Annotated in this window: 25 protein-coding genes; 9 read left to right on the top strand and 16 right to left on the bottom strand. The window is 40.8% G+C overall.

Annotated features, from left to right (window positions below):
• Positions 1–164: 164 nt before the first annotated feature.
• Entirely contained in the window at positions 165–1,349 is a 1,185-nt protein-coding gene (locus ACEN2L_RS16785) for an MFS transporter (protein WP_441745293.1), read from the bottom strand.
• 154 nt (positions 1,350–1,503) lie between these two features.
• Between ACEN2L_RS16785 and ACEN2L_RS16780 the strand changes: the two genes are divergently transcribed.
• Entirely contained in the window at positions 1,504–2,388 is an 885-nt protein-coding gene (locus ACEN2L_RS16780) for a LysR family transcriptional regulator (RefSeq protein ID WP_441745292.1), read from the top strand.
• A 378-nt stretch (positions 2,389–2,766) separates the two neighbouring features.
• Here the strand turns inward: ACEN2L_RS16780 and ACEN2L_RS16775 are convergent, their stop codons facing one another.
• The 5 genes from ACEN2L_RS16775 to ACEN2L_RS16755 all read right to left on the bottom strand — a co-directional run bounded on the left by ACEN2L_RS16775 (position 2,767) and on the right by ACEN2L_RS16755 (position 5,945).
• Positions 2,767–4,164, bottom strand: a complete 1,398-nt coding sequence (locus ACEN2L_RS16775) for a DEAD/DEAH box helicase (protein WP_441745291.1) — start codon at positions 4,162–4,164, stop codon at positions 2,767–2,769.
• Between the two features lie 284 nt (positions 4,165–4,448).
• Complete coding sequence (locus ACEN2L_RS16770; RefSeq protein WP_441745290.1) at positions 4,449–4,799, bottom strand: hypothetical protein; 351 nt, start codon at positions 4,797–4,799, stop codon at positions 4,449–4,451.
• A 10-nt stretch (positions 4,800–4,809) separates the two neighbouring features.
• The gene (gene ppnP / locus ACEN2L_RS16765) at positions 4,810–5,094 is read right to left on the bottom strand and encodes a pyrimidine/purine nucleoside phosphorylase (protein WP_441745289.1); all 285 of its coding nucleotides are present in this window, start codon (positions 5,092–5,094) and stop codon (positions 4,810–4,812) included.
• Positions 5,095–5,189: 95 nt separating this feature from the next.
• Positions 5,190–5,444, bottom strand: coding sequence for a hypothetical protein (locus tag ACEN2L_RS16760; protein WP_441745288.1), 255 nt, complete (start codon positions 5,442–5,444; stop codon positions 5,190–5,192).
• A gap of 63 nt (positions 5,445–5,507) precedes the next feature.
• Complete coding sequence (locus ACEN2L_RS16755) at positions 5,508–5,945, bottom strand: hypothetical protein (protein WP_441745287.1); 438 nt, start codon at positions 5,943–5,945, stop codon at positions 5,508–5,510.
• Positions 5,946–6,083: 138 nt separating this feature from the next.
• Here ACEN2L_RS16755 and ACEN2L_RS16750 point away from each other — a divergent pair, with 138 nt between their 5' ends.
• Positions 6,084–6,818, top strand: a complete 735-nt coding sequence (locus ACEN2L_RS16750; RefSeq protein ID WP_441745286.1) for a dienelactone hydrolase family protein — start codon at positions 6,084–6,086, stop codon at positions 6,816–6,818.
• Between the two features lie 20 nt (positions 6,819–6,838).
• Positions 6,839–7,702, top strand: coding sequence for a hypothetical protein (locus tag ACEN2L_RS16745; RefSeq protein WP_441745285.1), 864 nt, complete (start codon positions 6,839–6,841; stop codon positions 7,700–7,702).
• A 91-nt stretch (positions 7,703–7,793) separates the two neighbouring features.
• On the opposite strand, the gene ACEN2L_RS16740 is transcribed toward ACEN2L_RS16745, so the two are convergent.
• Positions 7,794–8,387 carry an HAD family hydrolase gene (locus tag ACEN2L_RS16740; RefSeq protein WP_441745284.1) on the bottom strand — a complete coding sequence of 198 codons (594 nt, stop codon included), beginning with the start codon at positions 8,385–8,387 and terminating at the stop codon, positions 7,794–7,796.
• Between the two features lie 92 nt (positions 8,388–8,479).
• The gene (locus ACEN2L_RS16735; protein ID WP_441745283.1) at positions 8,480–9,832 is read right to left on the bottom strand and encodes a M24 family metallopeptidase; all 1,353 of its coding nucleotides are present in this window, start codon (positions 9,830–9,832) and stop codon (positions 8,480–8,482) included.
• A 126-nt stretch (positions 9,833–9,958) separates the two neighbouring features.
• Between ACEN2L_RS16735 and ansA the strand changes: the two genes are divergently transcribed.
• Positions 9,959–10,966, top strand: a complete 1,008-nt coding sequence (gene ansA / locus ACEN2L_RS16730; RefSeq protein WP_306023815.1) for an asparaginase — start codon at positions 9,959–9,961, stop codon at positions 10,964–10,966.
• 165 nt (positions 10,967–11,131) lie between these two features.
• Here ansA and ACEN2L_RS16725 read toward each other — a convergent pair whose 3' ends face one another.
• The 4 genes from ACEN2L_RS16725 to prmB form a co-directional block, all read right to left on the bottom strand.
• Positions 11,132–11,338: a cold-shock protein gene (locus ACEN2L_RS16725; protein WP_068379496.1), complete on the bottom strand. Its 207-nt coding sequence runs from the start codon at positions 11,336–11,338 to the stop codon at positions 11,132–11,134.
• A 385-nt stretch (positions 11,339–11,723) separates the two neighbouring features.
• Positions 11,724–12,899 carry an MFS transporter gene (locus tag ACEN2L_RS16720; RefSeq protein WP_441745282.1) on the bottom strand — a complete coding sequence of 392 codons (1,176 nt, stop codon included), beginning with the start codon at positions 12,897–12,899 and terminating at the stop codon, positions 11,724–11,726.
• Between the two features lie 16 nt (positions 12,900–12,915).
• The gene (gene aroC, locus ACEN2L_RS16715) at positions 12,916–14,016 is read right to left on the bottom strand and encodes a chorismate synthase (RefSeq protein WP_441745281.1); all 1,101 of its coding nucleotides are present in this window, start codon (positions 14,014–14,016) and stop codon (positions 12,916–12,918) included.
• Between the two features lie 88 nt (positions 14,017–14,104).
• On the bottom strand, positions 14,105–15,043 hold the full coding sequence (gene prmB, locus ACEN2L_RS16710; RefSeq protein WP_441745280.1) for a 50S ribosomal protein L3 N(5)-glutamine methyltransferase: 939 nt from the start codon (positions 15,041–15,043) through the stop codon (positions 14,105–14,107).
• A 103-nt stretch (positions 15,044–15,146) separates the two neighbouring features.
• Between prmB and smrB the strand changes: the two genes are divergently transcribed.
• The 5 genes from smrB (at position 15,147) to ACEN2L_RS16685 (ending at position 20,327) form a co-directional block, all read left to right on the top strand.
• Positions 15,147–15,722, top strand: a complete 576-nt coding sequence (gene smrB, locus ACEN2L_RS16705; RefSeq protein WP_306023819.1) for an endonuclease SmrB — start codon at positions 15,147–15,149, stop codon at positions 15,720–15,722.
• A 193-nt stretch (positions 15,723–15,915) separates the two neighbouring features.
• Positions 15,916–16,488 (top strand): response regulator, encoded by a 573-nt coding sequence (locus ACEN2L_RS16700; RefSeq protein WP_306023820.1) that lies wholly within the window; start codon positions 15,916–15,918, stop codon positions 16,486–16,488.
• A 27-nt stretch (positions 16,489–16,515) separates the two neighbouring features.
• On the top strand, positions 16,516–17,337 hold the full coding sequence (locus ACEN2L_RS16695; protein ID WP_441745279.1) for a phosphate/phosphite/phosphonate ABC transporter substrate-binding protein: 822 nt from the start codon (positions 16,516–16,518) through the stop codon (positions 17,335–17,337).
• 30 nt (positions 17,338–17,367) lie between these two features.
• Positions 17,368–18,999, top strand: coding sequence for an ATP-binding protein (locus ACEN2L_RS16690; protein WP_441745278.1), 1,632 nt, complete (start codon positions 17,368–17,370; stop codon positions 18,997–18,999).
• 50 nt (positions 19,000–19,049) lie between these two features.
• Positions 19,050–20,327 (top strand): response regulator, encoded by a 1,278-nt coding sequence (locus ACEN2L_RS16685; RefSeq protein WP_306023823.1) that lies wholly within the window; start codon positions 19,050–19,052, stop codon positions 20,325–20,327.
• Between the two features lie 22 nt (positions 20,328–20,349).
• On the opposite strand, the gene ACEN2L_RS16680 is transcribed toward ACEN2L_RS16685, so the two are convergent.
• The 4 genes from ACEN2L_RS16680 to gshA form a co-directional block, all read right to left on the bottom strand.
• A complete protein-coding gene (locus ACEN2L_RS16680) occupies positions 20,350–21,846 on the bottom strand; it encodes a sensor histidine kinase (RefSeq protein ID WP_441745277.1) in 1,497 nt (498 codons plus the stop codon).
• Positions 21,843–22,385 (bottom strand): heme NO-binding domain-containing protein, encoded by a 543-nt coding sequence (locus ACEN2L_RS16675; RefSeq protein WP_306023825.1) that lies wholly within the window; start codon positions 22,383–22,385, stop codon positions 21,843–21,845. The genes ACEN2L_RS16680 and ACEN2L_RS16675 overlap by 4 nt, the downstream gene beginning before the upstream one ends.
• A 143-nt stretch (positions 22,386–22,528) precedes the next feature.
• Complete coding sequence (locus ACEN2L_RS16670) at positions 22,529–23,173, bottom strand: transglycosylase SLT domain-containing protein (RefSeq protein ID WP_306023826.1); 645 nt, start codon at positions 23,171–23,173, stop codon at positions 22,529–22,531.
• Positions 23,174–23,263: 90 nt separating this feature from the next.
• Complete coding sequence (gene gshA, locus ACEN2L_RS16665) at positions 23,264–24,868, bottom strand: glutamate--cysteine ligase (RefSeq protein WP_441745276.1); 1,605 nt, start codon at positions 24,866–24,868, stop codon at positions 23,264–23,266.
• Between the last annotated feature and the right edge of the window lie 213 nt (positions 24,869–25,081).

Raw genomic sequence — 25,081 nt, 5'->3', positions numbered from 1 at the left:
ATTTGGAGTCGAAGTTAGGCTTAAGCTGAAGGCAAAATTTACCAATTGCAGTCATTCACAGCACTTTTAGTAAGCGAGCCTAGTAAGCGGAAAATGGATCTTCGATTAAGCCCTCTGAAGATCCGTGTTTCTGGAAAACAGTCGTTAACAAATATTTTGAAGAGTTAAGCTACATTACGAGATAACGTCATTTCTCTGTTATCTAAGGCACCACTAACTCGGGTAAGAGCCAACGCAATGAGTACCACAACAGCACCAACCCAAGGTGTATTCATTAATCCAGACTGTTCGACAATGAGTCCTCCTCCCCAAGCTCCAAGTGCAATACCTACATTGAAAGCTGCGATGTTCAAACCTGAAGCAACATCGACGGCATCTGGGGTATGCTGCTCTGCTAATTTTACAACATAGACTTGTAAGCCTGGCACGTTACCAAAGGCAAAAGCGCCCCATACTAAAATGGTAATGATTGCGGCGATTGGATTGACAGCAGTAAAGTTAAATGTAAATAATATTACAGCAAGACCAGTAAAGATAATGGTGAGTGCCGTAATAGGCCCCATTTTATCAGCCATTTTCCCGCCCCAAATATTACCAACAGCAACCGAGACGCCGTAAACCAACATAACTAAGCCAATAACACTAGGAGCTAACCCTGTAATTTGATTAAGAATAGGCGCTAAATAAGTAAACGCGACAAACGTACCGCCATAACCGACAGCTGTTATGGCGTAAACTAATAGCAATCTTGGCTGGGTTAATACTTTTAGTTGGGCTGAAATTTTAGCGGGTTTAGCTTGTGCTAAGTTATTGGGAACTAGTATTGCACTGCCCAACATTGCAATTAAACCTAAAGCTGAAACGGTTAAAAATGTTGCTTCCCAGCCAAATTGTTGTCCTATATAAGTCCCGAGTGGCACGCCAGTTACCAAAGCAACCGTCAATCCTGTAAACATTATTGCTATGGCGCTAGCAGCTTTCTCTTTAGGTACTAAACCTGTTGCAATAGTAGAGCCGATTGAGAAAAAGACACCATGTGCTAGCCCCGTTAGGATTCGGGCTACAATAAGCGCTTCAAAACTTGGTGCTTGCCACGCCACTAGGTTACCAAAAACAAATAAGCCCATAACAAATAATAGAACGTGTTTTCTGTTCCATTTACCCGTTAACGCAGTAAGGACAGGGGCTCCAATTGCAACACCTAGTGCATACAAACTTACCAGTAAGCCTGCGGAAGGAATCGAAACATTTAGGTCTTGAGCCATGGTAGGGAGTAAACCTACGATAACAAATTCTGTCGTACCTATTGCAAAGGCACTGAGTGCTAATGCAAGTAATGCTAATGGCATAATCATCTCCAAGTATTTTTAAAAAGTGAATGGTAGAAAGTGATAGCAATAAAATTGAGCATCACTTTGTAGGCGCTATTATTAATCGCTATACTGTTGCGATAAATGGCATTATTAACAAATTACTTTTGCAATAAATGATAGGAATTTTTAATTGAAAACACGCTCAGATGATTTGGAACTTTTGCTTTGTGTTGTCGACTCCGGAGGATTTTCTGCGGCTGCCGACGTGTTAAACATTCAAGTCGCTCGTGTATCTAGAGCAGTAAGTAAAATAGAGCAGCAACTTGGTGTTAATATTTTAACCAGAACAACAAGACGCACAGAGCTCACAGACGAAGGCAGAAAATTTGTCAACTCGGTACGAACCGCTTTGCAGTCTATTCAAGTGGCAGAAGATGATATTATGACGCGAGGAGCATTACCTGCTGGTAAGTTACGGATAAATGCTGCTAGTCCTTTTATATTTCATCAGCTTGTTCCTTTGATCCAACCGTTTAAATTAGCCTATCCAGACATAGAGCTTGAACTTAGATCTAATGAAGCCTTTATTGATTTAATAGAAAATAGGACCGATGTTGCCATTCGCATTGGTAAGCTCGAAGATTCAACTTTGCAAGCAAGAGCACTCGGCAGAAGTCCTCTCTATGTTGTTGCGTCACCTGAGTATATTGCTAGACGAGGCATGGCTAAACACCCTCAAGACCTAAAAAATCATGACATTCTTGGATTTTCGGACATTAAATCACTAAATAAATGGCCTATTAAAGGAGGGGAGCTTGTAGTCCCTACTTTAACGGCAAGTAATGGCGAGACAATACGACAACTAGCCTTATCAGGAAATGGTATCGCCTGTTTATCAGGGTTTATGGTTACTGCAGATATTGCATCAGGCGCTTTGATAACATTATTAAACTCATATCGCTTACTCAATACAGATAGAGAAAAAATAAATGCCGTTTACTATAAATCCTCTCCTGTTGCTAAGCGGATATCTGCATTTCTAGACTTTATTAAACCCCTATTACAACTTGAATAGTTGAAAATAGCATACCAACTTTTGTTTAAATTAGAGCGTCAATTTTCTAAGTGTTTTTGCCGTTCAACCTGATAAGTAATGTAGTCCGCTATGGGTGTGAAGCCCTTGTGCATCTGCATTCGCTTATTTTGGTACAAAACTAAAGTTACGTTTTAAATTGCCGCTTCTAGCACATCAAAGCCAATTAGGCTGATTTCCAAGTAACATAAAATTTAAGTTAATGGCTGTTCTTCCTTTTAAAAAGAAAGATTCCGGCTAAAAACAACCGGAATGACGTGGGTTGGGTCATTTTAGCCAGTCAAACTGAGTTCTAGCACGAGTGTTTATCACTTGCTAGAACTTAGATTGCTCGCTGGTTAAATTTATTGGGTTTTGGGCTTAACGCGAATACTGCTGGGCGCGTTTACCCTTCAGAACTTTCTTCTTGGGGCCTATGTCTTGTGCTGGTTTATTGGTCTTTTTCACCCGCGCTGGTTTTGGTGCACTCGGTTTACTTGACTCTTCACTCGACTTGGCACGACGAGGTTTCCCTTTAGGGAGGGTGTCAGCTGATTTTTCAAAATCAATCAGGGTTTCACTCGCCCTGTTTGAGCGCCCAGATAAGACTTTACGAGAAATACTTTTTAGCAGCGAACCGCGGCTACTCACTTCAAAACCCGGTTTTACGATACGTTTAATATCCGTACCAATCAGTTTTTGAATACGTTCTAATGTTTGCTCTTCTTCGCGGCTAACAAATGAAATTGCATTACCGGCTGCTCCAGCTCGGCCTGTTCGACCAATTCGATGTACATAGTCTTCAGGTAGATACGGCAAGTTAAAGTTCACCACATAATCAAGGCCTTGAATATCAAGTCCTCGGGCAGCGACTTCAGTAGCAATCAATATTTGTAATTTTGCTGATTTAAAATCTGCAATGGCTCTGCGTCTCGAGCCTTGGCTTTTATCACCGTGGCAAACGGCAGCTTCAATTTTGCTTTTTTTCAAACCAGCAAGTAATGCATCGGCTTGTTCTTTAGTACTAGTAAAAACTAAAACTTGAAACCAATTTTTTTCGGCTAATAATTTTTCAAATAGCTCAATTTTGCGGCTTTCTTCGACGGGATAAATAGCATGCCTTACTGTATCAGCAGTGCTATTTACCTTGGTTACTCGAATTTGCTGATGGTCATGCAAAATTTTGTGTGATAACTCATTCACCGCCGGCGAAGTCGTCGCCGAAAACAAGAGGGTCTGTCGCTTTTCTGCAGTCAGCTGCATTAATTTAAGCACATCTGCAACAAAGCCCATATCTAACATGCGATCAGCTTCATCTAAAACAACAAATTCAACATTACCTAAGGCAACGTTACCCAAGGTAAGGTGCTCCATCAAACGTCCAGGTGTGCTGATTACGATGTCGACGCCCGCTTTTAATTTATTGGCTTGGCCGCCCATCTTTACTCCACCATACAGTGCCGTCACACTCACGGTAATAAATTGGGCATAACTCGCCACAGCATCAGCCAATTGCTCTGCTAATTCACGGGTTGGAGTCAAAATTAAAGCACGAGGACGACCCGCAACGGTATCTTTTGGCCTATCCAACATTTGCTGCAAAATAGGAATAGAAAAGGCTGCGGTTTTGCCCGTGCCTGTTTGAGCTGTTACTTGTAAATCTTTACCCCGACGGGCCGGCACAATAGCCTGCATTTGCACGGGTGTCATATTGCTGTAGCCGCACTCATCAAGGGCGCGTTGTAGCTCCGGGGCTAAATCTAAAGATGAAAATTGCATAAGGTTCCTCTGTAGAATTGCTACAGTCAAAAAAACGAGGGCGGAATATACAGCATTTTAGCTATAAAGGTGAGGATTGATTGTGCTTTTGTGCAAATTTTATGCAGCAGTAACGCTATTCTGATTTTATTGCTTTATTAAGTCTACATTTACATCTATTTCTAACTGCTACTAACAAGCCTGAAACAACAAGATTACCTGTGTTTGGCGCCCAAGACGAAGAATGGATAGTTTAAACATTTACCCAATAAAGCATCGACACTCTATGAACCAAAGAGAAATCACTAATGCTTAGTAGACAAACGCTTGTCCCAATTACCATTGTGACCAACGGCACACGCCTCTTCAGTGTCGAAAAACACGTTACGACGGACATCCTTGAGTAAGATACCCGCTTTTAACAATTGCTTTTGTACTAGTTTACGCAAATAGCCATCCTGCTTTTGTGCGCATGCTTGGCGTAACTGCTCTTCCGTAACAAAAACGCAGGTGACTGCCAAACTTTCAGGGAAGTTGCTAAAGTCAGCTCGATGAGTCAACCAAACAAAACCTTCGATGTGTCGTTTGGCCTCTTCACAGACCTTAGTGAGCGCCTTAACCACATTATCATCAAGCTTTTTGATAGTTGATTTCATCGAGCTCATATTACTTCCCGTAGGTGCACAAATAAGCGGTATCTCGTGTTACCTTTACTTGAAACTTAACATTAGCTTCAACGGTAAATACCTCATTATTACTAAAAGTTTGCCAAACAGAAGCACCAGGTAATAATACCGTTAAGGCACCACTTACCACTGTCATCGTTTCAAACTGACTCGTGCCAAACTCATATTCACCCGGCGCCATTACACCTACGGTAGCGGGCAAGGTAGCCGTTTGAAAGGCCATAGATGTGACATTGCCGTTGAAATATTCGTTAACTTTAAACATGTTGTTAATCCTATCAAAACTAAAAATGGCGGCTAATTTAACAGGTTTTAGCTGATAACTCGCCACCAAAATTGCCTATATTAGATAGATATAAACTAGCTCTTAGGTTTATCTAAAGGATCTCCATTTTCATCCTGTTGTTTTTTTACTTCTTGTTTTCGCTCGACCACGGCTTCGATAGTCTGCTGTGCTTTAGGATCGGGCAATAACATTTGTACCAATAAACCAATGGCAATCGCACCACTACGGCGTTTTTTAGCCCAGGACGTTAATTTAATACCTAGTAAAATAAAGATGACAAACATCATCCACGGCAATAGCCCTAACAAAATCATTAATAAATTGTGCATATTTTTCCTGCTTAACAAATTGAATAAAATAAAGGCCTCAGGCCAAGTAAACTTTATTGGGTGTTAAGAGAAATACTGCGGTTCCGAACTCTCGTTCGAGTATTGATGGGAATAAAAATAGATGGTTGTATTAAGCACAGCATTAAGCTGCTGTTTAATACTCAATTGATGTGAAAACCAGTTGTTAATGTTGTGCTGATATTGGTGTTTATCGTTATGGAGTAACTTTGTATAATTAAGGCTCTGCCAGAAAAGTCTACTCACTACATTTTGCATTGCTGCAGTTGCAAAGGAACCTGATAGTGAATTTTGACTCGTTGGTTGCCAATGGCTAGGGGCGAGTTTGGCTATAGGCAGCTCAGCAACACTAAGTTGTATGTGTGTAGGCGCGCGTTCTACTGGTGTTTGTGTTTGCTCTTGCGCCAATAACACCAAAGAGATAGAGGAAAATACCGCGACAAAAAATGCGATAAGGCAAAACTTAAATGTTTGTTTGAACATAACTTGCCTCCTCTCTACTGATTTACTCTACTATGGTTGCTTTTACTGTTTTTTCAATAGGATTAATGGGCACACTTAATACAAAAAATAGTAGTATTAACTTCATGGCTTTTTTATTCACTCAACAAGAATCTATTTATGCTTATCCAACAACATATAACCGACATCCCAACAGCCACAGGCACTATGCGCACTACTGTTTATCGCCCCCAACAAGCTGGGCAGTTTAATGCCATTATTTTTTATTCAGAGATTTTTCAACAAACAGGTCCCATAGCTCGCAGTGCAGCTATCCTTGCAGGCCACGGTTTTGTGGTCTTGGTACCTGAGATTTTTCATGAACTCAATCCCATTGGCACCGTCCTGGCGTATGATGATGCAGGAAAAGATAAAGGTAACGCAGACAAATTCGCTAAGCCTTTAGAACATCATGACAGTGATACTCAAGCCATGATTGACTATCTCGGTGCTCAATGCTTTTTTGCGAACAAAGTGTTTAGCATGGGGGTGTGTATTGGAGGCCACTTAGCGTTTAGAGCAGCATTGAATACCAGTATTAAAGGCGCATTTTGCCTCTACCCTACCGACATTCATTCCAATACTTTACCCTGTGCACCAAACAACGATAGTTTAAGTCGAAGTAAAGACATTCGCTGTCCTTTGGTACTTATATTTGGCAAACAAGATCCTCACGTGCCGCCTGAAGGAAGACACTTGATTTACCGCACATTAAGTGAAAGTAAGCAAGATTTTAGCTGGCACGAATTTAACGCTCAGCATGCCTTTATGCGTGATGAAGGAGAACGATATGACGCTGCCTTAGCTCTGCGCTGCTATAGTATGGCAGTGGATTTTTTTCAGCAAATGACCTAGCTTTCTAGGACTATACAATTATGACACCATCGTTCAAATCGCATCTAGTTTGCTTTTTGTTAGCAGCTAGCTTCGTTTCAACGGTACAAGCAAATCACGGTCAAGCAAGTAGTCCACAACAATCTTCTGCGCCTTATAGAAAGCAACTGGCACATCAATTTCGAATCCATGGTTTAAACCGATTTTCGGGCCCACAAAAAGAATTGCTCCGTGAATGGCTAAAAATGGGCGTGGGCTATACAAGAAATACCCTAGGCGTCTATCCAAGGCGTCTCGAACTGTATGTTTACCCTAGACCATCAAACCAACCCGTGCCATGGGCGCACACGCGAAGAGATGCCCAAGAGAGTATTCATTTTTATGTAGATACACGTTTCGATTTAACTGACTTTATAAATGATTGGACCATATACCATGAGCTTGCTCACCTTTCGATACCTTATGTGGGTGAAAGCTATGCCTGGTTTTCAGAAGGGTTCGCCAGTTATATGCAATATCAGATTATGGCGCAAAATAAAGTGCTTAAAGACAGTTTAAAGCAAGCCTATAACACTAAAATTGCGCCCCACTTAAGCCTTTTCGACGTCATTGACACACCTGCGAATGTGGCGAGTAAACTGATGGACAATAGAAACTTTCCTGCAGCGTATTGGGGCGGAGCTTACTTTTTTGTATTAGCTGAGCGTCAGTTGCGAGCTAAGCATCAATTAACCTTAGTTGAACTTATCGCCAAATATCAAACTGCGGGCAGATTGACAGATGACAGCGTGCATGCACTCGTCAGGTCTTGGGATGAATTAATCAACGACACGTTGTTTGTCGATTTATTAAATCGTTTCACACAAGATCCCGCTAGAGATATTTACCCAGCTCACTTTAATTAATACGAACTCGATATTTGTATAACGAACTGGGTGAGTCATACTCGGTAGAGCCTGTTGCTTGACGCCAACAATTAGTATATCGGCATCAAAACTACGTCTTAATTAGGCCAGTAAACTGATCGAAGTGATTGAAAACCCATTGAGCTAAATAGGCGTAATTGGGTACCTCGTTTGGCGCATAAAGCCCCGCAAACATATCCGCATTATTTGCAGCTTGAATGTCGTAGAGGTAATCACCAATATAGGCAACCTGCTGAACAGGCAATCCCCAGTTCTTCGCTATTTTTAATAAAGCGTAAGGATTAGGTTTCGGTGGCGCGTCCTCTCGCGTGATAACAGTATCAACAACAAGCTTATTATTTTTTAACTTGTGCAATGTGGCTTGCTTACTATTGCGGGTCACAATGGCGATAGGAATTTTTCTTTTTTTTAAGCTCGCTATTGCTTGCTCTGCACCGCTTATCCACATTGAGTCTTGGGCATCAGCCATTTCATGAGCGAGCACCACTTGATTCGCAACCTCTTGAGTCTGAGCGGGCAAGCCGGCAATAAAACTCAACACATCAAGATGCGAAGGACAGTGTATTTGTTCACGTATGGCTTTAAAATCGAGGCTGGATGTTAATAAAGTGCCATCTAAGTCAAAAATAATACCTTTAATTATGTCCAGTGGTTGGTGAAACATCAAAACGCTCTCTGCTAGTTATAATTAATAGCCTCTTACGTAAGTCATGGAATAAAAGACGCATGTAAACCAAGTAAGCCACGGAGTTGCTATTATTCACTGCTAATAAGATGAAATTGTTTTTGCCTACCGTGCAGGTATTCTACTTTCTCGCCATCAAAAAATGCCTCTTCTTCTAACATTATCCGAATTTCTTTTTGCCATTCAGGTATAAATGTCGCAGCGTTTAATTCGATAGAATACGCGGTGTTTGCATGTAATGGATAATCACCTTCACCTGGCACACCACCTTGTGAGTCCCACATACCAAGGGTCGTGCCAGCAGCATGACCATGAAAACCAATAGGATGAGTATAGATTGCGGGCTTGATTCCTTGCTCGATAGCTTGACGGCGAGACATTGCTAACACTTCGTTTCCAGTGCGCCCCTCTTTAAAGTTGGCAATAAAAATATCCTGTAATTTATTACCGTTGGCTAAGGCTTTTTTTAAGTATTCTGGTGCATCTTTTTCGCCCTTTTTTAGCACATAAGCATGTTGCTGCTGATCAGTATTTAAACGTAAGTACGTGATACCAAAATCGAGATGTAGTAAATCGCCTGGCATAATGGTTTGTAATTCAGGGCGTTTACTAAACGCTTGTAACTGATCAAACTTTTCATCAGAAGCACGCTGAATCGACACGGTTGGATGAAACCAGGTTTGCAGTTTCAACGCTGCGACCTTTTCACGTAACCACCAAACTACGTCCTCTGTGGTGGTCAGCCCCGGCGTAATTACGTCATTTGAGAAAGCTTGCGCCACAATATTGTGACTTAACTTAACGATACTCGGGTAGACCTCCATTTCTTTACTCGTACGTGTTTCTAACCATGCAACGGCCAAGGGCTGGGACGAGACAATTTGATTTTTAACGTCTTTGCCCATCGCATCCTTAAACTCTTCAAACTCTGTTGCGGTTAAACCATCGGCTAAGGCAGTTGTAGACGATTTATTTAGCGCAATTTTATATGGATTTTTTTGTTTGATTAATTCTACTAAGCTTTTCCATTGATTAGGCTGCTGCTCTTTGTCCCATGACTTTTGAAATAAAGTATCCACGTTATATCGCGCCACAGCTAAACGTTCGATAGGCTGATACTGACCCGATTCGTTTTTTCCTGGGTCAAATAAAACCAGAATGGTACGACGTCTGGCAGACAACCAATTGGCTGGCAACATAGTCTTAAGTACGGGGTCTTCGTTATACTCACGAGAAATTAAAATCCACATGTCAATTCCCTCACGGCGCATTAAATCAGGCAACAAGTGAGTTAATCGCTCATCTAGGGTTTCATCGATAAACTGCGCCTGTTCTCGCAGGTTAAGCATATCGCTAGTTGCAAAAGCTGCGCCTGTGAAAGCAACTAAAGTCACTAATAAAAACGCGTTCCAGGTTCTTTTCATTATGGTCATCCCGTATTAAATTTTTTACTGTTATCGAGCGTGAGTGCTGCCTTTAAAATGGGCTTAGCGTGACATCCATTCCGCGCTGAGCGTACAATATAATAAACGGCATAAGAATTCTTCAATATGAAAAAAACAATCTATGTGGCATACACTGGTGGCACCATTGGCATGCGCCCCTCAGCTCAAGGATACGTGCCAGCGGCAGGTTTTTTATCAGCAACGCTGGCGAAAATGCCTGAGTTTCACCGTGCAGAAATGCCATCTTTCACTATTCATGAATATGATGAACTTATCGACTCCTCAGATATGGATCCAACTGACTGGCAGCAGATTGCCGATGATATAGCGCAGAACTACCATTTATATGATGGTTTCATCATATTACATGGCACCGATACCATGGCTTATACTGCTTCAGCCCTATCATTTATGTTAGAGGATTTAGGTAAGCCGGTTATTGTAACGGGCTCACAAATACCTTTGGCAGAACTGCGCTCAGATGGACAAGTTAATTTACTTAACGCTCTGTACATTGCTGCTAACTTCCCTATTCCTGAAGTGACTTTATTTTTCAATAATCAATTATTTCGCGGAAACCGAAGTCGAAAAGTTGATGCGAATGGATTCAATGCCTTTGATTCACCCAATTTTCCAGCACTCCTTAAGGCAGGCATCAGTATTGATGTAGACGAACAACTTATAGGACTAAAACCTGAAAAGACCTTACGTGTCAGTCCAATGCGCTCTCAGCCTATTGGTGTTGTTACGCTTTACCCGGGTATCAGTGCTGATGTGTTGCGTAATACCCTACAACAACCAGTCAAAGCCTTAATATTATTAAGTTTCGGGGTCGGCAATGCCCCTAAAAATAAAGCGTTGCTTGATCAAATAAAAAACGCTGATACCCAAAAGATTATCGTTTTAAATTGCACGCAATGTATACGCGGCAAGGTTGATATGGGGGGCTATGCTAATGGACATGCTCTTAAAGAAATTGGCGTCGTGTCAGGTACCGATATGACACCAGAAGCGGCCTTAGCTAAGCTGCATTACTTATTAAGTAAGAATTTACCTATCAATGAGATTAAACGTTTATTAATTGAAAATTTGCGGGGGGAGTTATCAAAATAATGCTCAACAAAAAACAAGGGCGCTAAGGTGTTCGTTTATAGCCAAAACAACCCTTAGTTTATTTTTTAACGGCGGTTCTGCGAGTTATCTTTGCACTTAATTTCAGACATAAAAAAAGCAAACCGAAGTTTGCTTTTTTTGGCAATACTTTAATTTCGTTAAAAATTAAAGAACTACGATATTCTCTGCTTGAGGACCTTTTTGGCCTTGAGTTACAGTGAACTCAACTTTTTGACCTTCAGTCAAAGTTTTGAAGCCAGTTCCAGTTATAGCACGGAAATGAGCGAAAACGTCAGGACCATTCTCTTGTTGAATGAAACCGAAACCTTTAGACTCGTTGAACCATTTAACTGTACCAGTAGTAGTAGACATAATTTTTCCTATAAATAAAAAGTAATTTTGCCTCAAAATGAGGCGATTTTGGTGCTGAAGCGTGTTGCAATTACTTATGATCTACAAGACGAGGTACTGCTATGGAACATCGAAACAATGTGCATAAATATCAAACTTACTTTCAAGCCTGGCTAGTATAGCCCTCCTACCACAGAGGTCAACTACTATTATTAGGTAAACTGGTCTAACAAGGCTAATTTTCCCCAACTATCTACCATTATAATCAGTGAAAGACGAGTGAGATAAGGCTTTGCACGACAAGCGCAGAATACCTAAATAGTTATTTGATTTTAAAGATTTTTTTTACAAACGTACCTCAAAAAAATAGCCAACAAACGCTATTTTAAGGTGCAAACAAATGGCGCTAAAGCGCACCATCCATACGCTTGCGATTGATTGGTAGCAGACAAATCATAGCGAAAAATGCAGCAATAGCAGCCAATAAAAAAGTGAGCTCAGCTCCACTACCCTGATGCCAAAATTCACCTGCAGCATAACCTCCAACGGCGCCGCCAACTCCGAAAGCCAAGCTCATGTAAATTGCTTGTCCACGACTTTGAAATTTTTTGCCAAAATAATGATGAATAAAATAAATTGAGGCCGCATGAGCCATACCAAAGCTAAATGCATGTAACATCTGGCTAAATAACAACCAATAAAGGTGCTCAGCAAAAAACGCTAAAAGTCCCCATCTTACCGAGGTAAGTAACATACTTATGATTAATAAACGTTTAGCTCCAAATCGTTTAATTAGACCGCCAGCGATTACAAAGATCCCAACTTCGACCATAACCCCTGTTGCAATTAACCACCCTGTAGCTTGACCACTGTAGCCCAAGTCTTTCGCATACAATGCAAAAAAACTGTAATAAGGCCCAAAGCTCATTTGCAATAAAATGCCCGATAAGATGAAGCCAATAAAGGTGGGAGTTTTCAATAATGGCCACACAGTCTGTGTAAGCTTCTTTGCCTTTCCACTTGACTGAGGCTCTGTCAGTAAGAAAGTGCTTAGAAATAACGTTAATAAAATCAACAATGTGATATAGACAGGCGCTTCAGTAGAGTAGCGATCAATCATGGCCCCTGTGGCCACGGTTAAAAGAATGTAACCGATACTGCCCCATAGTCTAATCCGCCCATAACGATTCCCCTGCCCCTTTACACACGATAACGTGACCACTTCTATTTGCGGCAAAATGGCGGTTACAAACATCATCATCAAACCAATCGCAATGCTCAAAGCCCAAAAGCTCTCTGACCAAAGTACTAAACTAAAACAGCATAAACTGAGAAAGCAACCGAGTTGCAGCATCCTAAGATTTTTGCCAGATCTATCAGTAAATGACGACCATAGATGTGGTCCAACAATACGGGTAAGTGTTATCAAGGCAGACAGTTGACCAATTTCAACTGATGAAAAACCCCTAGAATCCAAAAACACCCCTAAGTAGGGAACGATTGCTCCTACGTGCCCAAAATAACAAAAGTAAGTAAAGGCAAGCAGAAATAGGTTTGTATGCGAAAAAGCGCGATGTGACAAAATCGATTGTGACAGGCTAAATAGCCTGTCCAGGAATAATAGGGGTTGTATTAATCACGTCAGCATTTTGTCCCCGATGACGTAGCAAATGATCCATGATCACTAACGCCATCATGGCTTCAGCGATAGGTACGGCGCGAATTCCTACACATGGATCATGACGCCCTTTGGTGATAACTTCAGCACTTTGCCCATGAATATCGATCGTTTCGCCAGGAACACTAATGCTAGATGTTGGCTTAAGTGCCATATGCACCACCAAATCTTGTCCACTTGAGATCCCACCAAGCACGCCACCTGAGCGATTTGATTTGAAACCTTGAGGTGACATAACATCGCGATGTTCACTGCCTTTTTGCTCAACTACAGCAAAACCATCGCCAATTTCTACCCCTTTAACCGCATTTATCCCCATCATGGCATGAGCTAAGTCAGCATCAAGACGGTCAAAAATAGGTTCACCTAAACCAACAGGCATATTGGTCGCAATAACTGAGATTTTAGCGCCTATTGAATCACCTTCTTTTTTAAGGGTACGCATGTATTCATCTAAAGCCTCAAGTTTGCTGGCATCAGGACAAAAGAAAGCATTAGTATTAGTTGTACCATGATCAACGGTGTCTATTTTTATGGGGCCAAGTTGAGATAAATAGCCCAGTACTTCAATTCCTAATTTCTCTTTCAGGTATTTTTTAGCCACGCCACCAGCAGCAACACGAATGGCAGTTTCGCGCGCAGACGAACGGCCACCGCCACGGTAATCTCGTAAACCATATTTTTGTTGGTAAGTATAATCAGCGTGTCCCGGTCTGAAAGTGTCTTTGATCTTTGAATAGTCGTTACTGCGTTGATCAGTATTTTTTATCAGTAAGCCAATGCTGGTGCCAGTTGTTTTTCCCTCAAACACACCAGATAAAATTTGCACCTCATCCTCTTCGCGTCTGGCTGTAGTGTACCGTGACGTACCTGGCTTTCGTCGATCTAAGTCAACTTGTAAGTCACTTTCGTTAATCTCTAAACCTGGAGGGCAACCATCTATGATCCCACCAATTGCAATCCCATGACTTTCGCCAAAGGTAGTAACTGTAAACAGTTTGCCGAAAGTATTACCCGCCATTATCTATTTCCTATTCTTTCACTTTAAATTTATATCTGGCCAATGCATCTTGACTGGCTTTACGACTTGTAAAATTTATTCATTGGTTTCAATGTTGCACTGAATGCCAATATTCCACTAAATCGGTTTTGTTAATAGCAAAAATACCACTGCCACCATTTTCAAATTCTACCCAAGTAAGGGGTAAATCAGGGTATTTAATTGGCATATGCACTTCACTATTTCCTACTTCCACAAATAACCAGCCACCCTCTGCTAAAAATTCAGGCGCTTGACGAAGTATATTGTCAACCAAGTCCAATCCATCTTCACCAGCAGCTAGTGCAAGTTCTGGCTCGTGATGATACTCGTCGGGTAAATCATCCATATCTTCTGCATCAACATAGGGAGGATTACAGACGATAAGATCGTAACTTTGACCTTTTAAAGCCGTCATCAAATCAGATTGAATTGGAAAGACTCTTTCAGCTAAACCGTGTTCATTAATGTTTATTTCGGCAACATCAAGTGCTTCAGAGCTAATATCTACCGCATCAACTTGCGAGTTTTCAAAGGCATAGGCCAAAGCGATTGCAATACAACCCCCACCAGTGCACAAATCTAAAATGGTGACGGGTTCATACGTTAACCAGGCATCAAACTTATTTTTTATCAACTCAGCAAAGGGAGAACGTGGAATTAAAACCCGTTCATCGACGAAGAAAGGCAGACCACAAAACCACGCTTGGTTGGTTAAATAGGCGGCCGGTATTCTTTCATTTACTCGTCGCAATATCATCGCAATTACGTTAATTTTTTCAACTGACGTTAGGCGACTATGAAACAATTGATCTCCTGTTTGGAGCGGCAAATTCTGTGGTAAATGTAAAAGCTGCAAAACCAAGCTGACTGCTTCATCCCAAGGATTATCTGTACCATGACCATAATAAAGGCCCGCTTCATTGAAGCGACTTACTGACCAGCGCACCACGTCAAGAATGGTGTCTAATTCACTGACGGTTTGTTCGATATTAATTTGATGATTCATTTTGTAATGTTTACTTGTTTAATGTTTGGATTGGCTTATGCCTATGTGTCAAACTGCGCTTTCACGAATTTCATTTTAGATAAATTGCCAATACATAATTTTGATGAAAGATAAAATACTAAAACAAAGTGCTTTATTACCCTCTGCTGACAAAGAGCTATTTAATCAGGAGTTTGGGGATATTGTACCTATAATTCAGGACAAAGTACCGCCTCAACGCCGTTCGGGCAAGAACATTTGGGAAGGTAAAAGAAAAAATACTGCTAACAGCAAACAAATAAAACAAGCCTCAGCCAGTTTTGTTTTTTCTGATGGTTTTGAAGCTTATTTTAATCCCGATGAAAAAATTAAGTATGTAAAACCAGGCTCCGATACTCAAGCAATTAAGCGTTTGGCAAGAGGTGACTACGCGCCAGAATACCTGCTTGACTTACACGGTTTAAAGCAAGAAGAGGCAAAATTAGAAATAGCGGCTCTTTTATTTACCGCGCAGAAGCAACAGGCTAATTGCGTCAATATTATGCACGGTATCGGTAAACACATCTTGAAAAAAAGTGTGCCCAACTGGTTAATACAGCATCCTAACGTACTGGCGTTTCATCAAGCACCAAAAGAATGGGGCGGTAAGTCTGCCTTACTAGTGCTTCTAGACGTTCCTTCTGAATTCGATAAAAACTAACTCTTTTTCCTCAATTTCTCGATTCCCCTCTCATAGATTGATAAAAACGCTATACCTTATTTACCACATTAAATACCTTGAGCTCCTGTGTAATTGCAGAACTGCAGCACCAAGCCACAAAAGTCATACTTGTCACGCTTGTCACAACAAAGCTTCAATGTTAGGATTCGGCTGTGATAAAAGAGGATAAACAGTGAAAAACACTAAATTTTTGACTACGGGCGAGATAGCTATCTATTGCGATGTAAATCTTCGCACCGTCATCCGTTGGATAGACAAAGGGAGTTTGAAAGGCTATAAATTACCTGGTGGTGGTAACAACAGGGTAAAAATGGAAGATTTTATTGATTTTTTACATAGCAACAATTTACCCATTCCTGATGAGTTAGCACCAAGCAAAACTAAGATACTTATTATTGATGACGAACCTGAAGTCGCCAAAGCAATAAAACGTGTAACCACGCGAGCAGGTTACGATGTAATAGTAGCCTGCGGTGGTTTTCAAGCAGGTACCATGCTGGCACTGCACAAGCCCGCTCTAATGACTCTTGATCTGAGTATGCCAGGATTAGATGGCTTTGATGTGATCCAATTTACAAAGCAAGAAAGCAGTATTGCGCATACCAAAATATTGGTCATCTCTGCTTTAAATCAAGAAAGTCTTGGTAAGGCCCTGCAAATGGGAGCTGATGCCGTGCTATCTAAGCCCTTTAGTCATGCAGAGCTGCTCGACAGTATCACGACACTTTTAGCTCACGAGGATTGATCACTGGGCAAGACACAGGGGACTAAAATGAAAACAATTTTTCTCGTTACCCAGTTATGGTTATGTACCTTGGCTTATGCATTAAGCACTGAAGAATCAGACACGCTTTTATTCGCTATAGTACCGCAACAATCTGCCGAGAGACTGGTAGCCGGTTGGAGCCCTATACTGCAGTTATTAAGTAGTAAAACGGGGATAAACCTCCAATTTGTTACCGCGCCCAATATCCCCCTATTTGAGCAACGTTTAGCGTCAGGTGATTATGATATCGCCTACATGAACCCTTACCATTTCGTTCATTTCAATCAGACATTAGGTTTTCAAGCACTGGCTCATCAAAAAGATAGAGGGATTACCGGTGTAATCGTTACACGAAAAGACTCATTAATTAATTCATTAAGTCAGTTGGCCGGACAAACTATTGCATTTCCAGCCCCAGCTGCATTTGCCGCAACCTTATTACCTAGAGCTGAATTAAAAAAAGCCAATGTTTTGTATACGGCTAGATATGTTTCATCTCACGATTCTGTTTACCTAGGGGTAGCAAAGGGCTTGTTTCCTGCAGGCGGTGGGGTTGAAACCACTTTGAACAACACACCAAAGGAAATTAGAGAGCAACTCACTATTTTGTGGCATACGGACACGTATACTCCCCATGCCATTGCAACACACCCAAGAGTAACAGAAACGATACGAACCAAACTTCAACAAGCACTGTTTGAACTAGATCAGGATCCAGAAGGCAGACGTTTATTGTCAGCACTTAATATTACCGGTTTTCAATCAGCAAGTAATGATTCATGGAATGATGTAAAAGCCCTTGAGCTAAACTTGTTAAGCCATCAGTGATGCAATAAAGCAGATGGATAAACTCAGACCATGAGGATCTCAATACGCAATAAAACCATCTTGGGTATTGCAGCAATTGAAGCAGTGCTACTTATCATCATAGTGATTACCGTTGTACATTTTATGCACACCACAGCAAACGACAACTTAGTTAAAAGAGCTATCACCACGGCGACTTTATTTGCCACACTTAGCAAAAACGCAGTGCTGTCTTATGATATAGCGTCTATTTATGATTTTGTAGACGAAGTCCTCGAAAATCCAGATATTAAATACGCCAGAGTATTAGGGGTTAAGGGGGTATTATTTGCTGAAGATGGAGATAACCAACATTTAGGGCGGCCCTTTAAAGAAGATACCCAAGTTTCAGACGTAGATGACGACATATTTGATACCTACGCAGAGATAAGTGTCAATGGGGAAATTTATGGTAGAGTCGAAATTGGTATTAGTGTCAACAGCATTCAGCGTTCCATCGATAAAGTAACGCAGTTGACAACCAGTTTGGCGATTGTTGAGATCATTCTGGTGGCACTGTTTTCATACATTCTCGGCAGCTATTTAACGCGCCAACTCAATAAACTGCGACAATCAGCTACCGCTATTTCTAAAAGTGCCGTTGATGGTAAATTTAAGTTGATTGAAGTAAACCCAAGCACCAAAGATGAAATTAACGACGTTAATAAAGCCTTCAATCAGCTGATCCTTACCTTGCAAACAGAGTATCTTAAAAGAGAGCACTATCAACGCGAATTAGTAGATTTGAACGCTCAGCTTGAAACTAAAATCAAACGTCGTACAGAGCGCTTAAGTGAAAAAAATGAACAATTAGAAGAAAGCAATAAATTACTAAAAAGTGCTCAACAGCAATTGCTTCATGCCGAAAAGATGGCGTCAATAGGACAACTAGCAGCCGGCGTGGCACACGAGATCAATAACCCTATTGGCTTTGTTATCAGTAACATTAATACCCTTGAAGAATACGTTACCAGTTATATTACCTTATCTCAGTATGTCTTAAGTTGGCTCGGACAAAACCCAAATGTTGATGCTCACATAGCTTCAACATTAACATCCTTAATTCAAGACAATGATTTTGAGTTTATTAACAGTGATGTGCTCAATTTACTGTCTGAGTCATCAGAGGGACTACAAAGGGTAAATGATATCGTCAAAGGATTGAGCCAGTTTGCTCGGATTGACAGTGAAACCAAGCAGCTTTTTGACATCAACAAGTGTATTCGCACTTCGTTAAGAATGCTTAACAATGAATTGAAATATCACTGTGAAGTTGAATTAGCCCTTACTGAGCTGCCTCTTATGCAAATGAATGTAGGAAAAATTACTCAGGTGTTAACTAATTTATTAGTCAATGCGAGTCACGCGATTGAAGATAAAGGCACCATCCGCGTGAGTAGCCAAATACTCGACAATACGGTAATCGTTACTGTGTGTGATACCGGCAAGGGCATCAAAACAGAACATTTAAGTAGCATTTTTAATCCTTTTTTTACCACCAAGCCTGAAGACAAAGGAACCGGTTTGGGTTTATCCATTTCTTATGATATTGCCAAAGAACATGGTGGGATGATAGCGGTTGAGAGTACGGAAGGAGAAGGCAGTTGCTTCTCTTTGCATCTCCCCTTATCAAGCATGGACTAAACTAAGAAAATAAAGCAGTTCAACCTTTTTAGATGTATTGGGAGTTAGAAATGGCCGACGTATTACAACCCTCCAAAGCGAACATGACGGTGTTATGTGTTGATGATGAAGCTAATATCCTCAGCTCAATGAAACGACTTTTACACAAGCAACCCTACAAGGTACTGCTAGCGGATAGTGGCGCAAAAGCGATTGAATTAATAAAAACAGAAAAAATTCATCTGATTATTTCTGATATGAAAATGCCCGCTATGTCTGGCGCTCAGCTACTTGAAAAAATAGCATCAGCAATGCCCGACTGTTATCGCATTCTATTAACTGGCTTTGCTGATATGGCATCGGTTATAGAAGCCGTTAACAAAGGTAAAATCCATCGCTATTTACAAAAGCCATGGGACAATGACGAATTAATCGCCTCGATAGATGAAGGCTTAAACCTAGTGAGTTTGAAAGAAGAAAATCACCGTTTAACCCACCTCATTAGCAAGCAGAACAAACAACTAAAGTTATTGAACCAAAGTTTGGACGAAAAGGTCCAGTTGCGCACAAAACAAATTCGAATAGCCCTGAAACGAATAGAAAAGAACACCTTTGAAACACATAAAGTGTTATACAACCTTATTGGTATTAATCCCCATCTCGATGGTGGTTTTGCCCACTGTGTTAGCGAATTAGCGACTAAGGTTGCCTTAGAGCTGAAGCTCAGCCAAGAACAAATTACCGATATTAAACTCGCTGGTTTGTTGTGTGAAATCGGCCTACTAGGTCTTGATACCGCGGTCTATAGTCGTCCTTTCTCTGAGTTAAATTTCAATCAACAACAGGAGTTCATCGACCAAACTAAAATGGCTGAGTTAATTCTAAGCCCAGCAAGTCATTTGCACGGAGTAGTTGAGATCATCACTAATCAATTCGAGTATTTTAATGGTACCGGCCACAACAAATTAGCTGGGCAGCAGATACCAATCGGCGCTCAAGTGCTAGCCATTGCTAGAGATTTTTGGCGCTTTAGTTTAGGCCGGATCACGGGGCATAAAATGGATATGCGAGAAGCACTTTCTGAGCTAAATAAGTTCAAGGGAACGCGTTTCAACCCAACAGTCTTAGAAGTATTGTTAGAACATAAAGATATTATTCCGACTAAACATATTGAAGATACCATCCCCGTCCACGCACTAAAACCAGGCATGGTACTGAAGTATCAATTACTAACAGAGTCTCATATTTTGATTTTACCAGAAGGTCATGTGTTCACAGCGGCTACCATTGAAAAGCTGGTTAAATTTCAGTCGAGCCAAAGAGGACGGTTGAGTATTACAATAGAATAATGACGCCTAGGTGAGCGTTAGGCTAAATTGAAACGATAGGAAAGATCAGTTCAAAGGTGGTGCCAACATTGACTTGGGATTCGACGTGCAGCTCAACATTATGCGCTTCTAAAATTGCATAAGACACTGATAAACCCAAGCCAGTCCCCACCCCAACAGGTTTGGTGGTAAAAAATGGGGTAAACAATTTTTTTAAGGTTTTATCATCCATACCGCAGCCAGTGTCAGCTATTTTGATTGTAACCAACTTATTTGACTGCTGCGCTGAAATGCTTAACGTGCCCCCGTTGGCCATCGCATAAGCGGCGTTGACGAATAAGTTAACAAAAACCTGCTGTAATTGCCCCGAATTCCCCATCACCATTGGTGAAACCGCTGGTAGTTGATTATCTACCGTATGTTCGTACTTCAGACTATTTGCCGATATTTTCAATGCACCAACAATACTTTCATATAAAGAAACAGGCTGCAGTTCACCATTACTATTGTGCGAGAACGTTTTTAAATTATCAACAATATCACTGACCCGATCCAAGCCTTCTATATTGGCAATAATCAATTCCTCACTATCGGACTCTATATAGGCCATATCTAACTTTTTATATAACTGCTGATAACTTAGAGCATCAATACTATCTTGCTGTTGGATTAACTGATCTATCTCAAAATGAAGTTGTCTGTAATCTTTCAAGTAGAGTTTGAGCATTTCTAAATTAGAACGAATAAAACCGATAGGATTATTAATTTCGTGTGCCACACCAGCCGCTAATTGCCCTAACGAAGCCATTTTTTCCGACTGGATAAGTTGTCTTTTGGCCTGTTCTAAACTGTTCACTGTATTTTGCAATTGAACGGTACGTTTTAAGATACGCATGTCTGTCATGCGACGTCTAATACCACTTTGCAATTGTCCTCTTACCGTCTCAAAGACATATAGTGACTCTTCGTCCACGTATTCGGTATCGTTAAAAAATGCCAGCCATATTATGCTGCCATTCGTCAGCGCAAAATTTACGTACACAAGCCATTGCAGCTCTGCGACTTCGGGGCCGAAGTTGCTATCGATAGGAGAAACCAGCCAAGTATCAAGCGCACCTTCATGATTTAGAGGCAGATATTGTATAGCTTGATCTAAAAACTCAGGGGCACTATGCCAGCCTAATTCTTGCCCCCATACTTTATTTTTGTCTAAATTGACCGGTGTGCCGTTTTTACTTATTAGCGAAAAACTATACTTCGCCTTCAGAAACATAGAGCTTAATTCAATAGTATTTGATACTAAATCTTGAAAAGATGACTCTGAGCCAACAAGCACAGACTCCTTAGCCAAAAACTCTAATTCAGCCTGCTTTTTGTTTGAATAAGCAAGAGACGTTTGTAAAGACTGGTTGGTTTGATAGATATCTCGGGAGTATTGTTCTAATTGTTGCTCAGCCATTTGCCGAGCTTTTTTTTCCCTCTCAATCTTACGCTCTAAAACCGCGATCCGACGCGCTAAATCTGCAGAGGGTGTCGTCAAATTTTTTCAACCTCAAGAACACATCGACTATCCCCATTATGCTCACATTCTTTATGGCTAACCAGCACATCTTGGTGTGTGTGCTCAGCTAAACCATATACCATACCCTCACAAAAAAAACACAGTTTGCGGGGGGACTGATAGTGAAAGGTTAAGGTCGTTGGTGATTCGTCCAAAAAAGTAAACTCAGGCAAAATAGCATCAGGATTAAACTTTTTAACTTCGATGTGAATAACGCTTTGCACACCATGTAAAAATTCAAAGGCGTCTTTAAAATCGTGGGCTTGAGGTGGTGCTGCCGCGTAGAGTTCTTTGAATACCCATTTACCAAACGCGATTTGTGCGTCTTTCGCCGATATGTTTTTCTTAGCAACAACAAGTCCAATTAGGGTAAACAACTCTTGGTCATCATACAGACCAACTGTGGTATAAACCCCTTCACTTGGCAACTTGGCTTCAAATAATAATTCGTCCCAAAATTCATCTCCCCATAAATGTTCGATAAATTCGTTAAACTTAACAAAAACAACGCCTTTCATACTCGTTCCTCGGATTTTGTGCTAAGCCTAGAGGCATATTTTTACGTGTTGTATTAGCGCGTTAGCTCGTCTAGGTTTCACAAATACAATGGCACAATACTTATAGAAAACAAGTGTGAGCAGTCAGTTTGGCAAAGTAGTTGTTAACTAAACAGTCGCCAAAACCAACCCTCTGAGAGCTCTTCTTCGCATTTTTTCAGCTGTCCAGCATAAGTCATTGCGCGAGCTTGCACCGTTTTAGCGACTTTCTTCAACCAAGCTTTTTTATGGTATGACCCTTTTTTATATCCACCCCACCCCTCATGGTAATTAAGATATTGCTTTTCAGCGTCCCATTTTGAAACGCCATTTATTTTGTGCGTTTTTGAAATGAACCATCCCATAAAATCAATAGCATCATCAAAATCAGTCCGGTCTGCCCAAGCGTTATTTGTTTCGCGAACATAATCATCCCACGTAGGGGTTTTAGCTTGTGAGTAACCATAAGCCGTGCTGATATGCCCCCAAGGAATGAGACCAAAAAAATAATAATCTTTGGGAGGTCTTGCTTTGGCTTTAAATGAACTTTCTTGGTACATCATCGACATAGGGACATGGATAGGCACCCCCCACTTTTCACTGGCGTCTTTGGCAGCATCATACCAGTCACGTTTTTCAAAAAATATTTCACACACATCACTGGTTATTTTAGGCGGGGTGACACTACAGGCCATTAAAAATGTACTACTGAGCAAAGAAACTAAAATAATTTTAATTTTTTTACTCTTTTTTGTGAACTTTTTGTGCATTGGCCACTCTGAATTAGCGTGTTCTAGTTTTGTGTGTGTTTTCCCTGGTAGTAGCTTTGAAGCCTGATTCATATCAGGCTTTTTTTTTGCCTAGCATTCAGCTAATACTTTCTGATCTGAAGAAAAATAATTAACTAAAAAGTCATCAAAGGATTCCGTATCCGATGCTTCTATTTCCTGCTGTTTACTCAAAGACAAAGTAGCCTGTTCTCGAAGCTCAGTCTCAGAAAGGGTCTGATATTCTTTAGCGAGTAAGCTGGCTTTATAACTGTTGGCAAACTTAAGTCCTAACTCACTATTGTCTTGTGAGTTCGATAACAACATGTCGAGTATTTTAGCTGAGGGTGTCAATTCAGGATGAAGCACCTTGTCCCACTCTAAAGCGACTGCTTGAGTATAGTCCGTTGTGTTGTTTACATTATCTAATAAAATGGCAACCTCTTTCATTTCAGAAAACAGACTTTCCGCCCATTGAGGTATGCTTGTCGGCTCACCTTTGTTTAACAAACGCAACTGAGGGTCACGCCCCTCTTTGACAACCGCTTTTAAGTTCTTTTCAGTTTCTTGATATTGCTCAGTTTGCATAAAATCGCTTGGGCTAATGGCACAATAAACCAAAAAGACATCTAAAAAGAAAAATTGGTTACGCTCTATGCCAATATCACTGAAAGGGTTGACATCTAACACCCTCACTTCAACATAATTCACCCCTCTTGCATCCAGCGCGTCTGTGGGCTTTTCTAAACGTTTAGTGGGTTGTTTTGGTCTAATTGGTGAGTACAGTTCATTTTCTATTTGCAGCACATTTGCATTTAACTGCTGATACTGACCGTCTTTTTTAGAATCAAATTTTTCATATGTCGCCGATGGTTTATTAATGGCGCAGCGAAGTGAATTTATGTAAGTCGATACGTCATTATAACAAACTGCCAAACCAGACTGGGCGCTATTGGTATACCCCAAGTCACTCATACGTAGTGATGTTGCATAAGGCAAATAATAGGTGCCCTTACCCAGAGTATTAAAAGGCAAGGTCGTTGCTTTATTTTTTATAAATGAACTACACAGCGCAGGAGAAGCGCCGTACAAATAAGGTAGTAACCAGCAAAACCGACGATAGTTTCTAATCAACGCAAAGTACGCGGCAGAAATAGTGTCTTTGTTTGCAACTTCACCAATGCATTTTGGGATCCATTCTTGCCAAAATGAATCAGGCAATGAAAAGTTAAAATGCACTCCAGAAATAGCCTGCATCATACTGCCATAACGGTTCTTAAGCCCCTGACGATATAGCGTTTTCATCTTACCAATATTCGATGTGCCATATTGAGCAAGTGGTATTTCGTCTTCACTGGTAATAAAACACGGCATGCTCATGGGCCATAACATCTCTTGGCCAATTTTAGACAGCGTATATTTGTGCACATCTTGTAACTGAGCAATAGTCAAATCTGCACTGGTTTCTGGTGGCGTAATAAATTCGAGTAAAGATTCTGAAAAGTCTGTGGTAATAAAGTCATGGGTTAATGCGGAACCCAATGATTTTGCATGCGGGGTTTGTGCTAAGCCGCCATTTGGATTAACTCTAAGGGTTTCACGTTCAACTCCATGTTTTATATCAGGAAGCGTAGCTTTGATTGCATCCTGTTGCAGTAAGGCGAGTCGCTGGGCAAAAGTGGTTGAATGTGTTTGCAAAGTGCTATTCCAATTGTTTTAGCTCTGTAAGATCAATACAAAGCCGGAGCTGAATCATTAAAGTAAAAGCCATAAAAGGCGCAAGCGTATCGTTATCTTATCGCACAAATTCCTAAGACCAAAATTTGTTGTTTAACACTTACTCTAAGTATGTTTGTTGTTGCTCGTCTACTATGATGCTCCTTTGCTTAATATCAAGTCATCTAGACCTTA

The organism is Flavobacterium sp. W21_SRS_FM6 (genome assembly GCF_052119645.1).
In the GTDB taxonomy this organism is placed as follows: domain Bacteria; phylum Pseudomonadota; class Gammaproteobacteria; order Enterobacterales; family Alteromonadaceae; genus Paraglaciecola.
Note: the sequence above shows the minus strand (reverse complement) of the source record. Positions and strands in the feature narration are given on the sequence as shown.

Bases quoted from the DNA above. Each gene is read 5' to 3' on its own strand.
- ACEN2L_RS16770 (WP_441745290.1), bottom strand. From the start codon at position 4,799: ATGAAATCAACTATCAAAAAGCTTGATGATAATGTGGTTAAGGCGCTC.
- prmB (WP_441745280.1), bottom strand. From the start codon at position 15,043: ATGAATCATCAAATTAATATCGAACAAACCGTCAGTGAATTAGACACC.
- smrB (WP_306023819.1), top strand. From the start codon at position 15,147: ATGAAAGATAAAATACTAAAACAAAGTGCTTTATTACCCTCTGCTGAC.
- ACEN2L_RS16740 (WP_441745284.1), bottom strand. From the start codon at position 8,387: ATGTTTCACCAACCACTGGACATAATTAAAGGTATTATTTTTGACTTA.
- ACEN2L_RS16755 (WP_441745287.1), bottom strand. From the start codon at position 5,945: ATGTTCAAACAAACATTTAAGTTTTGCCTTATCGCATTTTTTGTCGCG.
- ppnP (WP_441745289.1), bottom strand. From the start codon at position 5,094: ATGTTTAAAGTTAACGAATATTTCAACGGCAATGTCACATCTATGGCC.
- ACEN2L_RS16760 (WP_441745288.1), bottom strand. From the start codon at position 5,444: ATGCACAATTTATTAATGATTTTGTTAGGGCTATTGCCGTGGATGATG.
- ACEN2L_RS16745 (WP_441745285.1), top strand. From the start codon at position 6,839: ATGACACCATCGTTCAAATCGCATCTAGTTTGCTTTTTGTTAGCAGCT.
- aroC (WP_441745281.1), bottom strand. From the start codon at position 14,016: ATGGCGGGTAATACTTTCGGCAAACTGTTTACAGTTACTACCTTTGGC.
- ACEN2L_RS16775 (WP_441745291.1), bottom strand. From the start codon at position 4,164: ATGCAATTTTCATCTTTAGATTTAGCCCCGGAGCTACAACGCGCCCTT.
- ACEN2L_RS16695 (WP_441745279.1), top strand. From the start codon at position 16,516: ATGAAAACAATTTTTCTCGTTACCCAGTTATGGTTATGTACCTTGGCT.
- ACEN2L_RS16675 (WP_306023825.1), bottom strand. From the start codon at position 22,385: ATGAAAGGCGTTGTTTTTGTTAAGTTTAACGAATTTATCGAACATTTA.
- ACEN2L_RS16690 (WP_441745278.1), top strand. From the start codon at position 17,368: ATGAGGATCTCAATACGCAATAAAACCATCTTGGGTATTGCAGCAATT.
- ACEN2L_RS16750 (WP_441745286.1), top strand. From the start codon at position 6,084: ATGCTTATCCAACAACATATAACCGACATCCCAACAGCCACAGGCACT.
- ACEN2L_RS16685 (WP_306023823.1), top strand. From the start codon at position 19,050: ATGGCCGACGTATTACAACCCTCCAAAGCGAACATGACGGTGTTATGT.
- ACEN2L_RS16670 (WP_306023826.1), bottom strand. From the start codon at position 23,173: ATGCACAAAAAGTTCACAAAAAAGAGTAAAAAAATTAAAATTATTTTA.
- ACEN2L_RS16735 (WP_441745283.1), bottom strand. From the start codon at position 9,832: ATGAAAAGAACCTGGAACGCGTTTTTATTAGTGACTTTAGTTGCTTTC.
- ACEN2L_RS16725 (WP_068379496.1), bottom strand. From the start codon at position 11,338: ATGTCTACTACTACTGGTACAGTTAAATGGTTCAACGAGTCTAAAGGT.
- ansA (WP_306023815.1), top strand. From the start codon at position 9,959: ATGAAAAAAACAATCTATGTGGCATACACTGGTGGCACCATTGGCATG.
- ACEN2L_RS16785 (WP_441745293.1), bottom strand. From the start codon at position 1,349: ATGCCATTAGCATTACTTGCATTAGCACTCAGTGCCTTTGCAATAGGT.